The organism is Paracoccus sp. 228, assembly GCF_000967825.1.
Classification (GTDB): Bacteria; Pseudomonadota; Alphaproteobacteria; order Rhodobacterales; family Rhodobacteraceae; genus Paracoccus; species Paracoccus marcusii.
Map to the genome: position 1 here is coordinate 441,560 of NZ_JYGY01000003.1, position 11,753 is coordinate 453,312.

At 68.7% G+C, this 11,753-nt stretch carries 11 protein-coding genes; 4 read left to right on the top strand and 7 right to left on the bottom strand.

The features are described from left to right. Positions 1-4: 4 nt before the first annotated feature. From SY26_RS11770 to SY26_RS11780, 3 genes are read right to left on the bottom strand one after another with little or no spacing between them, the layout of a single operon-like run. The gene (locus SY26_RS11770) at positions 5-1,060 is read right to left on the bottom strand and encodes a histone deacetylase family protein (RefSeq protein WP_232303341.1); all 1,056 of its coding nucleotides are present in this window, start codon (positions 1,058-1,060) and stop codon (positions 5-7) included. A gap of 8 nt (positions 1,061-1,068) precedes the next feature. Beyond that, positions 1,069-1,611 carry a DUF924 family protein gene (locus SY26_RS11775; RefSeq protein WP_046000647.1) on the bottom strand — a complete coding sequence of 181 codons (543 nt, stop codon included), beginning with the start codon at positions 1,609-1,611 and terminating at the stop codon, positions 1,069-1,071. An 11-nt stretch (positions 1,612-1,622) separates the two neighbouring features. Further along, positions 1,623-2,555 (bottom strand): pirin family protein, encoded by a 933-nt coding sequence (locus SY26_RS11780; RefSeq protein ID WP_046000648.1) that lies wholly within the window; start codon positions 2,553-2,555, stop codon positions 1,623-1,625. A 153-nt stretch (positions 2,556-2,708) separates the two neighbouring features. Here SY26_RS11780 and SY26_RS11785 point away from each other — a divergent pair, with 153 nt between their 5' ends. Continuing rightward, positions 2,709-4,205: a VOC family protein gene (locus SY26_RS11785; RefSeq protein ID WP_046000649.1), complete on the top strand. Its 1,497-nt coding sequence runs from the start codon at positions 2,709-2,711 to the stop codon at positions 4,203-4,205. A 67-nt stretch (positions 4,206-4,272) separates the two neighbouring features. Here SY26_RS11785 and SY26_RS11790 read toward each other — a convergent pair whose 3' ends face one another. Genes SY26_RS11790 through SY26_RS11800 form a run of 3 tightly spaced genes read right to left on the bottom strand, consistent with a single transcriptional unit; the run spans position 4,273 to position 6,529 of the window. Next, complete coding sequence (locus SY26_RS11790; protein WP_046000650.1) at positions 4,273-5,028, bottom strand: VOC family protein; 756 nt, start codon at positions 5,026-5,028, stop codon at positions 4,273-4,275. Continuing rightward, positions 5,025-5,579 (bottom strand): NADPH-dependent FMN reductase, encoded by a 555-nt coding sequence (locus SY26_RS11795; protein ID WP_046000651.1) that lies wholly within the window; start codon positions 5,577-5,579, stop codon positions 5,025-5,027. The genes SY26_RS11790 and SY26_RS11795 overlap by 4 nt, the downstream gene beginning before the upstream one ends. A 17-nt stretch (positions 5,580-5,596) precedes the next feature. After that, positions 5,597-6,529, bottom strand: coding sequence for a ring-cleaving dioxygenase (locus tag SY26_RS11800; protein WP_046000652.1), 933 nt, complete (start codon positions 6,527-6,529; stop codon positions 5,597-5,599). A gap of 120 nt (positions 6,530-6,649) precedes the next feature. Between SY26_RS11800 and SY26_RS11805 the strand changes: the two genes are divergently transcribed. Together SY26_RS11805 and SY26_RS11810 are read left to right on the top strand one after the other, a co-directional pair. Further along, on the top strand, positions 6,650-7,624 hold the full coding sequence (locus tag SY26_RS11805; RefSeq protein WP_064503558.1) for a LysR family transcriptional regulator: 975 nt from the start codon (positions 6,650-6,652) through the stop codon (positions 7,622-7,624). Next, a complete protein-coding gene (locus tag SY26_RS11810; protein WP_046000653.1) occupies positions 7,621-7,809 on the top strand; it encodes a hypothetical protein in 189 nt (62 codons plus the stop codon). The genes SY26_RS11805 and SY26_RS11810 overlap by 4 nt, the downstream gene beginning before the upstream one ends. 19 nt (positions 7,810-7,828) lie before the next feature. Here the strand turns inward: SY26_RS11810 and SY26_RS11815 are convergent, their stop codons facing one another. Continuing rightward, complete coding sequence (locus SY26_RS11815) at positions 7,829-9,433, bottom strand: alpha-glucosidase (protein ID WP_046000868.1); 1,605 nt, start codon at positions 9,431-9,433, stop codon at positions 7,829-7,831. Positions 9,434-9,550: 117 nt separating this feature from the next. Between SY26_RS11815 and glgB the strand changes: the two genes are divergently transcribed. Continuing rightward, positions 9,551-11,734 (top strand): 1,4-alpha-glucan branching protein GlgB, encoded by a 2,184-nt coding sequence (glgB, locus tag SY26_RS11820; RefSeq protein ID WP_046000654.1) that lies wholly within the window; start codon positions 9,551-9,553, stop codon positions 11,732-11,734. Positions 11,735-11,753: the final 19 nt, after the last annotated feature.

The following is an 11,753-nucleotide window of genomic DNA, read 5'->3' on the forward strand; positions in this document are numbered from 1 at the left end:
ACGCTCAGGCGGTGCCGATCCAGCCCTGCAGAAAGCTGGCAAGGTTGTGCGTCAGATCCTCGGACAGATAACCGCCCTCCTGAACGATGACGGTGGGCAGGCCCGCGGCGCGGATGCGGGCGGCGGCGCGGGCGAAACCCGGGGTGGTGACACGCAGCCCGCGAAACGGGTCGTTCTCGTGCGCGTCCAGCCCCAGGGCCAGGACCAGGGCGCCCGGCGCGAAACCCGCGATGCGGTCCAGCGCGCGGTCGATGGCGTCCAGCCAGACGGAATCGTCCGATCCCAAGGGCAGCGGCAGGTTCAGGTTTGTGCCGGCCGGCCCCACCTCATGCGCATGGCCCAGATAGAAGGGATAGAACGCGTCTGGATCGGCATGAACCGACACGGTCAGCACGTCGGCACGGTCAAAAAAGATCTGCTGCGTGCCGTTGCCGTGATGGACATCGATGTCCAGGATGGCGACCCGGTCATGCGCCGCACGCAGGGCCTGCGCGGCGATGGCGGAATTGTTCAGGAAACAGTGCCCCGCCGCGGTGTCTGCATCGGCATGGTGCCCCGGCGGACGGCACAGCGCATAGGCCGCGCCCGCCCCGTCCAGCACCGCGCGGCTGGCCGCCAGCGCGGCGTCCACCCCACGCAGCGCCGCCGCGTAGGTGTGCGGCCCAAGCGGACAGCCGGTATCAGCCATGTGCCAGCCCGCCCGCCCGGTGATCCCGGACGGATAGGTCTGGTCGGCCTTCTGCGGATGCAGGTTGGCCACGACCTCGGCCCCCGCGCCGGGGGCCGTCTGCCATTCGTCCCATGCGGTTTCCAGAAAGTGCAGATAGCGCGCCGTGTGAACCGCGTGCATCGGGGCGCGGTCGGCCACCGGCGGATCGGTCGCGGTCAATCCCGCGGCGGCGATGCCCGCCAGCAGGCGTTCGGCGCGTTCGGCGGTTTCCTTGTTCGCCATCGGCACCCCGCGCAGCATCCAGAACCGGGGATCGTGGGCGGCGGTGTCGGGTGCGTAAAAGCAGGGCAGGCTGTCCATGCGGCGCAGGCTAGGACGCCCGCGCCGCATCGGCAAGATCAGAAGCCGCTATGCGTCTTCAGGAACTCCGCCTCCTCGGGGGTGCTGTCGCGGCCCAGGATCGCGTTGCGATGCGGAAAGCGGCCGAAGCGTTCGACGATGTCGCGATGCTCGCGCGCGAAATGCAGCGAATTGTCGTTGCCCAGCTCTTCGTACAGCGCCACCGACCGGGTCTGGTCGGCCAGATCCTCGCTGTGCATGAACGGCAGATAGAAGAACTGCCGCCGGTCGGGGGCCTGACCCACGTCATGGCCCATGTCCAGCGCGGTCCGCGCGTGGCGCAGCGCCAGGTCGTTCGATTCGAAGCTGCGCGGCCCGCCGCGATAGATGTTGCGCGGGAACTGGTCCAGCACGATCACCAGCGCCAGCGCGCTGTCGGGCGCGTCCATCCAGTCGTCCAGCCGCCCGGCATGCGCGGCCTCGTAGGTGTCGCTGAAACGGGCGGCGATGTCGCGGTCGATGTCGTCCGACTTGGCGAACCAATAGGGGCGCATCTGGTCCGAAAACCAGAACTCCAGCACCTCGTGGGGGGTCTTGGGCATGTGTCTCTCCGTCACGGCAAGGGGATGTGTTCGTCGCGGTCGCCCGGCGGCAGGTCGAACCGTCCTTGCCCCCAACGCGCCTCGCGCCATTCCTGTTTCGCGGCCTCGATCCGTTCGCGCGACGACGCGACGAAGTTCCACCAGATGTGGCGCGGCCCGTTCAGCGTGGCACCGCCAAGCGCCATCAGCCGTGCGCCCCGGTCGCCCGCCGCCACCGTGATCGCGTCGCCGGGGCGGAACACCATCATCTGGCCGGCCTGGAACTCCTGCCCGGCGATGCTGACGCTGCCCTCGGTGATGTAGATCCCCCGATCCTCGTGATCGACGGGCAGGGGAAAGCGGGCGCGGGCGGCAAGCGTCACATCCAGATAAAACGTGTCGGAATGCATCGTCGCGGGGGCTGTCTCGCCATAGGCGCGGCCCAGGATCAGCCGCGCCTCGATCCCCTGGTCGCGGATCTCGGGCAGGGCGTCCGCCGCGTGATGTTCGAAGCTGGGGGCGATGTCCTCATGCGTTTCCGGCAGGGCGATCCAGGTCTGGATGCCCAGCAGGCTGCTGGGCCCGGCGCGCACGGCGTCGGGGCTGCGTTCGGAATGGGTCACGCCGCGCCCCGCCACCATCCAGTTCAGCGCGCCCGGCGTGATGATCTGGTCGGCGCCGGTGCTGTCTTGATGCTGAAAGCTGCCGCGATACAGATAGGTGACCGTGCCCAGCCCGATATGGGGGTGCGGGCGCACGTCGATGCCCTGGTCGGTCAGGAATTCCGCCGGGCCCATCTGGTCGAAGAAGATGAACGGCCCGACCATCTGGCGTTTGGGGGCGGGCAGGGCGCGGCGCACCTCGAACCCGCCCAGGTCGCGGGCGCGGGGGATGATCAGCGTCTCGATGGCATCGGCGCCGACGGCGTCGGGGCATCCGGGGGTCAGGGCGGGGTTCCAGCTCATGGCGTTCTCTCCTGTGCTGTTTCCAAGGGTGGGGGTTTGCGGGCCGTCGGGCAAGCGTGCAGGCGTTCGGCCCGTGCGAACGCCGGGTTGTGCACGACCCCCGTGGCGCCGAACGACCGCCACGGGCATGTTGGATCCTGAAAGGAGGTCGCCATGACGGGACTTCATCACGTGACGGCCATCACGCGCGACGTGCAGGCCAATGTCGATTTCTGGATGGGCTTTCTGGGCCTGTCGCTGGTCAAGCAGACCGCGGGGTTCGAGGATGCCGAACAGCTGCATCTGTTCTATGGCGATGCCACGGGCGCGCCCGGGTCGCTGGTCAGCTTTCTGGTCTGGCAGGACGGCGCGCCCGGTCGCGTGGGACACGGACAGGTGGCCGAGATCGCCTTGGCCATCCCCCGCGCGCGGATCGGCGACTGGCTGACCCGCGCCATGCAGCGCGGCCTGCGCGTCGAGGGGCCGGTCCGTGAATTCGGTGCGCCGGTCCTGCGCCTGCGCGACCCGGACGGGATCATCGTCAAGCTGGTGGGCGGGGACATCCCCGATACCGGCTGGCCCGCGGCCCCCGCCCGCCTGCAGGGCGTGACCCTGTGGTCGCAGGACGCCCAGGCCACGGCGGCGTTCCTGGCGCGCTTCGGCTATGCCCCCCAGGGCATCGAAGGCGGCGTGACGCGCCTGGCATCGGACCGCGACGCGATCGACATCCGCGACACGGCAGGGTTCGTGCCGGGCATTCCGGGAACCGGGGTGATCGACCATGTCGCCCTGCGCGTGCCCGATGTCGCGGCGATCGACGCGCACCGGGCCGCGCTGACCGATGTGACGGTCCATGATCGGCTGTACTTCACCTCTCTCTATGTCCGCGATCCTGCGGGCATCCTGATCGAACTGGCGACCGACGGTCCCGGCATGGCCGTGGACGAGGACGACCTTGGCCGGACCCTGAAGGTCCCGCCGCACATGACCGACGACACCGACCTGCGGCTGCGCCTGCCGCAATTCGCCCGCCCGGGCGAGGAAAGGACCCCCATGCGCGATCTGCCCTTCATCCACCGCATCCACACCCCCGACGATGCAGACGGGTCGGTGATCCTGCTGCTGCACGGCACCGGCGGATCGGAATCCGACCTGATGCCGCTGGCGCATCGCATCGCGCCGCGCGCCACCCTGCTGGGCCTGCGCGGCCGGTCGACCGAAGAGGGCGTCGCCCGGTTCTTCCGGCGCCTGTCCATGGCCAGCTTTGACCAGGACGACATCCGGTCCGAAGCCGCGGCCTTTGCCGGCTTCTGGGAGGGTGCGATGGCGGCCTATGGCCTCGACCCCGCGCGGCTGACGGTGCTGGGCTATTCGAACGGCGCAAACTTTGCGGGGGCGGTGATGGCGCTGCATCCGGGGCTGATCGCGCGGGCGATCCTGATCCGGCCGATGCTGGTGCTGGACCCGGTGCCACGGGCCGACCTGTCGGGGGTCCGGGTTCTGACGCTGCAGGGGGCGCGCGACCCCTATGGGCATTACGCCCTGGCGCTGAACGACTGGCTGGCCGCAAGCGGGGCCGATCTGGACGCCCGCACGATCGCGGCGGGACACGAGATCGCCCCCGAGGACCTTGCCGCGGCCAGCGCCTGGATGGCCAGTTCCGGGGCATGAAAAAGCCCCGCCTCCGGTCTTGGCCGGAGGCGGGGCGCACTGGTCAGACTGTGTACGGCGCTATAACTCAGACAAATTCGAACCGGTTCCCGTACGGGTCCGCCACGGCGGCGGATTTTTCCGGAAATCCGGTCAAGGCGACGTGATCCAGCCCTGTCCGGCCGTCGGGGCGGGGACCGGCGCCCCGGCTGTTCCAGACATTCGCGGCCAGATGGTGGTGATAGCCGTTCCAGCCGTACCACCCCCCGCCCGGCGCATCATGGGTGCGCGTCAGGCCAAGCGTTCCCTGCATGAAGTCATCGGCCGCGTCCATCGCCCCGACCTGCAGGTGGACATGGCCGATTTCGGTCCCGGCGGGCGCGTCCTGCCAGGGCCCGTCCGCGGCGGCCGCAAGATCGTTCAGGTCCAGCCGTTCGGTGACCATCCGCACGCGGTCGCCGTCGCGGGTCCAGTCCGAGGCAGGCCGGTCGCGATAGATCTCGATGCCGTTGCCTTCGGGGTCGTCCAGATACAGCGCCTCGCTGACATCGTGATCCGATGCGCCGGTCAGCCGCACGCCCGTATCGGCGGCATGGCGCAACCAGCGGCCCAGGGCCGCGCGGTCGGGCAGCAGGAAGGCGGTATGGAACAGGCCCGCGTCACGCGGATCGCGCGGGATGGCGGCGGGATCGCCCGACAGGCGCATCAGCACCTGCCCGCCCGCGCCCAGATCGCGCTGTGCCCCGTCCCCGCCCATCGGTTCCAACCCAAGCGCGGTCTGATAGAACCGCGCCATGCCGGGCAGGTCGCGCACGGTCAGCGCGACATGGGCGATGCCGGTCATGACCGGCCGCCGCCGATCGAGCCGGCAAAGCCCGCCACGAATTCGGCCAGCCTTTCGCGGGTCTTGTCGTCCGTCAGGTTGCCTTGGTCGTCGAACAGATCGCCCGCGCGCGACACCATCAGCCGTCCTTCCCACCAAGGGCGGGTGGCCAGCATCCGCAGCACCGGCAGCCAGTGCGACTGCGCATGCGCGGTTCCGAAATTGCCCGGAGAGGCGCCGATGACGGCCACGGGCTTGCCCTTGAAGACGGCCATGCCCTGGCCGCGCGACATCCAGTCGATGACGTTCTTCAGCACGCCCGGCACGCCGTTGTTGTATTCCGGGCTGACCAGCAGCAGCCCGTCCGCGGCCGCCAGCTGGTCGGTCAGGGTCGTGACCGCGGCGGGAATGCCCGACGCGGCCTCCAGGTCGCCGTCATAGAGCGGCACCTGCGCGATGTCGCCGATGGTGATCGTCACACCCTTGGGGGCGGCCTCGGCCGCCGCCCGAAGCAGGCCGGAATTCAGCGATGCCCGACGCAGGCTGCCGGAAAGTCCCAGGATCGTGGTCATCGCGTCTCTCCTTGCGTTCAGGCCAGGGGTTTCAGCCCGGCCTCGATCTGCTGGCGCTTGCCCTCCAGGAGGGGGGGCAGGGACAGGCCCTCGCCCATCGTCTCGAAGGGTTCGTCCACGTCGAAGCCCGGCCCGTCGGTCGCCAGTTCGAACAGATTGCCGCCGGGTTCGCGGAAATACAACGACCGGAAATAGAACCGCTCGACCTCACCGCTGCTGGGCACGCGGAACCGGGCCACGCGGTCGGTCCAGGCAGTCAGGGCGGCGGTATCGGGCACGCGGAAGGCCACGTGATGCACCCCACCCGCGCCCTGGCGCGCCTGCGGCAGGCCGGGCTGGACCGCGACATGCAGTTCGGCCGCAGCACCACCCTCGCCCATCTCGAAGACATGGACCTGGCCTTGGCCATCGGGGCTGGCATAGTCGCGCACCAGGCGCATGTTCATGACCTGGGTCAGCACGGCCTGGGTCGGGGCCAGTTCGGGAACCGAGATGGTGATCGGCCCCAGCCCGTGGATCTGGTGTTCGGCGGGCACGTCGCTGCGATCCCAGGGCTGGCCCGCCGGGGTAGGGGCGGCGATCAGGCGCAGGCGCTGACCCTCGGGGTCCTCGACATCCAAGGTCGGGCGGCCGTCCAGCGTGGTGATCTTGCCGGCCAGGCCCGACAGACGGTCGGCCCAGTAGTCCAGGCTGTCCGCGCCCACGCGCAGCCCCGTCCGGGTGATCGCGTTCGTGCCGCGACGTTCGGGCGCGGCGGGCCAGTCGAAGAAGGTGATGTCGGTGCCGGGGCTGCCCGCGCCGTCCGCGAAGAACAGGTGATAGGCCGAGGTGTCGTCCTGGTTCACGGTCTTCTTGACCCGGCGCAAGCCAAGGGTCTGGGTATAGAACTGGTTGTTGCCCGGCGCATTGGCGGTGATCGCCGTCAGGTGATGGATTCCGGTCAGCTGCATGGCAGGCTCCTTTCCTTGCTTGAAGGGAATATGGCGCAGGCGGGGCGTTCGCGGCACCCATGCGCGCGGCAACGCCGCGTTCGGTTCTTGCGAACGACCGGCGGCGTGTTAGGGTGCGCCATGACCTGGACGATCACGGATATCCGGACCTTTCTGTCGGTGCTGGATGCGGGCAGCATCTCGGGTGCCGCGGCGCGGTCGGACCTGTCGAAATCCGTGGTCAGCAAGCGGATCACCGATTTCGAGGCCGCGTTGGGCGTCGCGCTGTTCACCCGGCATGCCGGGCGCATCGCGCCCACCGACAGCGCGCTGTCCCTGGCCGAACGGTTGCGCCCGGCGCTGGCCGAACTGGTCGCCGCAACCGAAAGCGCCGCCGCGCCCGAGGCCGCGCTGCGCGGGCGGCTGGCCATCGCGGCGCCAATGAGTTTCGGCATCCGCCACCTGGGCCCGGTGATCGCGGGTTTCGCGCGTGCCCATCCGGGGCTGGAGATCGTGCTGGATTACGATGACCGGCATATGGACCTGGGGCGGGCGGGGTTCGATCTGGGGCTGCGCATCGGGCATCTGAAGGACAGCAGCCTGATGGCGCGCCGCCTGTGCGAGGATCCGCGCGCCCTGGTGGCCAGTCCCGATTACCTTGCGCAGCACGGCGCGGTCGGGGCGCCCGGCGATCTGGCGGGGCACGAGGTCATCGGATACCTGAACGCGCGGCTGGCCGAGATCTGGCCCTTTGGCGACCAGGTCGCGCCCCCCCGGCAGAGCCGGGTGTCGGCCAACAACGGCGAGGCGATGCGCGATCTGGCCATCGGCGGGTTGGGCCTGGCGCTGCTGCCGCTGTTCATCGTCCATGACGCGCTGCGCGACGGGCGGCTGGTGCAGGTGCTGCCGGACCTGGCGCAGGACCCGCTGCCGATCAGTGTGGTCTGGCCGCCGATCCGGCCGCTGCCCCGCAAGACACGCGCCTTTGTCGATCACATCGCGGCGGCCTTTGCCGAGGACCCGCCATGGCAGCGCGGTCTGATGCGTCCCGCGACGGCCGGGGGGCCAGCCCCCCGGACCCCCCGCCCCCCCAAGCCCCTGGAAGGTGTGCCATGAAGCTTGTCGATCCCGATGCGCCGTTCTTTCGCCCGCTGTGGGTGCGGGTGATCTGCGTGATCCTGCCGCTGATCTGGGCGGGGGTGGAGCTGTGGTCGGGCAGCCCTGCCTGGGCCATGCTGTTCGGGGCCGCGGGGATCTATCTGGGGCTGGCCCTGTTCGTGTGGCGGCGGCCGGAGCCCTGAGGCCCCGGCCACCCGTATCTTAGGCGGTCAGCACCGGTGCACCCGTCAGCCAAGCGAAGCCGTTCGCCGGCAGGTGCAGCGTGCCGCCCTCCAGCGTGGCGTTGACCGGGCCGCTGAGGTTGGTATCGCTCGCGACCGCCACCGACAGGGGCGTGCGCGACAGGTTGAACACCGCCGTCAGCGCCTGCCCGTCATGGTCGCGGCGGAAGGCCAGGATCGGTTCGGGCATGTCCAGGAAGGCGGTCTTGCCGAAGCGCAGCGCATCGGACGCCTTGCGGAAGGCGATCGTGCCGCGATAGGCGGCCAGCACGCTGTCGTTGCCGTTCTGCTGATGCGCCACAGCGCGGACCGCCTGGTCGTCCTTGACCGGCAGCCAAGGCGCCGCGTCCGAGAACCCCGCATGCGGTTCGCTCTGGTCCCAGACCATCGGCGTGCGGCAGCCGTCGCGGCCCTTGACCTCGGGCCAGAAGCGCAGGGCAGGGGGGTCGGTCAGTTCCTCATAGACCAGGGTCGTTTCGGTCTGGCCCAGCTCCTCTCCCTGATAGAGGCAGATCGTGCCGGGGAAGGACAGCAGCATCGCCGCCGCCTGCCGTGCCAGCGCCTCGGGGGATTGCGCATGGTCGGCCCAACGGGACACGTGCCGGATCACGTCGTGGTTCGAGAAGGACCAGCAGGAATGGCTGTCGGGGGCATGATCGTGCACGCCCTCGATCGTGTGCCGGAAATGGCGCGCGGTGAAGTCGGGGCTGAGCATCTCGAAGCTGTAGCACATGTGCAGGCGGTCATCGCCCTGAGTGTAATCGCCCATGATGTCGATGGCGGTCTGGCCGCCGTCACCGACCTCTCCGACCATCATGCGGGCGTCGTATTCGTCGGTCAGCGCGCGCATGCGTTCCAGAAAGGCGATGTTCTCGGGCTGGTTCTTGGAATGGACGTGGCGCTGAAAGCCGTAGGTCTCGGGGCCCTTGTGGTCGGGATTGGGCGGGTTGTCGCGCAGCTTGGCGTCGTGGAAGTAGTAGTTGACCGTGTCCAGCCGGAACCCGTCGACGCCGCGATCCAGCCAGAAACGCATCGTGTCCAGCAGCGCGTCCTGGACCGCGTGGTTCCACATGTTCAGGTCGGGCTGCTCGATCAGGAAGTTGTGCAGGTAGTACTGGCGCCGGCGCGGCTCCCATTCCCAGGCCGGGCCGCCGAAGACGGAGGGCCAGTTCGTGGGCGGCGTGCCGTCGGGCTTGGGGTCGGCCCAGACATACCAGTCGGCCTTGGGGTTGGTGCGGTCGCGGCGGCTCTCCTCGAACCAGGGATGCTTGTCGCTGGAATGGCTGATGACCTGGTCGATGATGACCTTCAGGCCCAGGGCGTGCGCGCGGGCGACCATGGCGTCGAAATCGGCCATGCTGCCGAACAGCGGGTCGACCCCGGTATAGTCGGACACGTCATAGCCCATGTCCTTCTGCGGCGAGGTGAAGAAGGGCGACAGCCAGATCGCATCCACACCAAGGCCCGCCACATGGTCCAGCCGGCGCGTGATGCCCGGCAGGTCGCCGATGCCGTCGCCGTCACTGTCCTGAAAACTGCGGGGATAGATCTGATAGATCACCGCGTCGCGCCACCATTCCGCCATCATCGATACCTTTCCGGAAAATCCTGTCGTCGCGGATGACTATAGCGGGATCAAAAAGGAGGTGTTAGCGTTAACCAGACGATTGCCCGAATCTGTGATCGGGCTAAGGTGGGCCGCATGGACAAAAGCAAGAATCCTCCGCATGTTAGCCCCGAAGATCAGGCCCTGCTGGCCCAGGGGCGATGTTCGCAACCGTTTTCAATTCTGGGACCGCGCCCGTTCGGCGACGGTCAGTGGCTGACCGTCTATCACCCTGACCTGGCCGCACTGTCGGCCGTGGGGCCCGATGGAGAGGCGGATCTGCCGCGCGTGGCGGGCGATCTGTTCGCCGGCCCGATCCCGGCCGGTCCCTATCGGCTGAAGGCCCGGTCGGGCGGCGGCGTCGAATGGACCTTCGACGACCCCTATCGGTTCGCGCCCGTGCTGGGCGAGATGGACCTGCACCTGCTGGCCGAAGGCACGCACAAGCGGCTGTGGCAGGTGCTGGGCGCGCATGTGACCACCCATCAGGGCGTCGCAGGGACCCGCTTTGCGGTCTGGGCGCCCAATGCGCGGCGGGTGTCGGTCGTGGGCCAGTTCAACGGGTGGGACGGCCGGCGCCATCCGATGCGCCGCGTGGGCCAGGGGTTCTGGGAGATCTTCCTGCCCGACCTGGGCGAGGGCACCCTCTACAAGTACGAGGTCCTGGACGCCCATGGCGGGGTCATGCTGAAGGCCGACCCGGTGGGTTTCGGCAGCCAGCATCCGCCAGAAAAGGCCAGCGTGGTGCGCGACATCACCGGCTATGGCTGGAAGGACGCCGAATGGATGGCGCGGCGCGCGCGGGCGCAGGATCGCCGCGCCCCCATCAGCATCTATGAGGTCCATCCGGGCAGCTGGCGGCGCAAGTACGACGATGGCGGGCGGCCGCTCTCCTATCAGGAGATGGCGCGGGATCTGGTCGCCTATGCCAAGGACATGGGCTTCACCCATCTGGAGCTGATGCCGGTCAGCGAATTTCCCTTTGACGGGTCATGGGGCTATCAGCCGGTGGGCCTTTATGCGCCGACGATCCGGTTCGGCCCGCCGCATGAGTTCCGCGACCTGGTCGATGCGGCGCACCAGGCGGGGCTGGGGGTGCTGCTGGACTGGGTGCCGGGGCATTTCCCGACCGACGCGCATGGCCTGGCCCGCTTCGACGGGACCGAGCTTTACGAACATGCCGACCCGCGCGAGGGGTTCCACCAGGACTGGAACACGCTGATCTACAACTATGGCCGGACCGAGGTGCAGAACTTCCTGACCGCCAATGCGGTCTACTGGCTGGACGAATACCATATCGACGGGCTGCGCGTGGATGCGGTGGCGTCGATGCTGTACCGCGACTATTCCCGCAAGGCCGGCGAATGGGTTCCGAACAAGGATGGCGGGCGCGAGAACTACGAGGCGATCGCCTTCCTTCAGAACATGAACATCGAGGCTTACGGCGAACAGCCCGGCATCATGACCGTGGCCGAGGAGAGCACGTCATTCCCCAAGGTGTCGGCCCCGGTCGATGCGGGGGGGCTGGGCTTTGGCTTCAAGTGGAACATGGGCTGGATGAACGACACCCTGCGCTACATGAGCCGCGATCCGGTCCACCGCCGCTATCACCACGACCTGATGAGCTTTGGGCTGATGTACGCCTTCAGCGAGAACTTCATCCTGCCGATCAGCCATGACGAGGTCGTCCACGGCAAGGGCAGCCTGCTGCACAAGATGCCCGGCGACGAATGGCAGCAGTTCGCCAACCTGCGCGCCTATTACGGCTTCATGTGGGGGCATCCGGGGAAGAAGCTGCTGTTCATGGGCTGCGAGTTCGGCCAGCCCGAGGAGTGGAACCACAACGGAGAGCTGAACTGGCACGCCGCCGGGCAGCCGATGCACCAGGGCGTGCAGGCGCTGGTGCGCGACCTGAACGCGCTCTATCGCGACACCCCCGCCCTGCACGTCAAGGATGCCGAGCCAGAGGGGTTCCAGTGGATCGCGACCGATCCCGCGCAATCGACCTATTCCTGGATCCGGCGCGGCGATGCGGGCGATCCGCCGGTTGTGGTGGTCTGCAACTTCACCCCCGTCCCGCGCCCCGGCTTCCGCATCGGGGTGCCGCAGGCGGGGCGCTGGCGCGAGGCGTTGAACACCGATGCCACCGCCTATGGCGGCAGCGGCATGGGCAATCTGGGCGGCGTCGTGGCGGACGGGGAACCGCAGGACGGTCAGCCGGCTTCGATGGCTGTGACCCTGCCGCCCCTGTCCGTGGTGATCTTCGTGGCGGCAGGTTGAAATCATGAGGGAGGAGAGG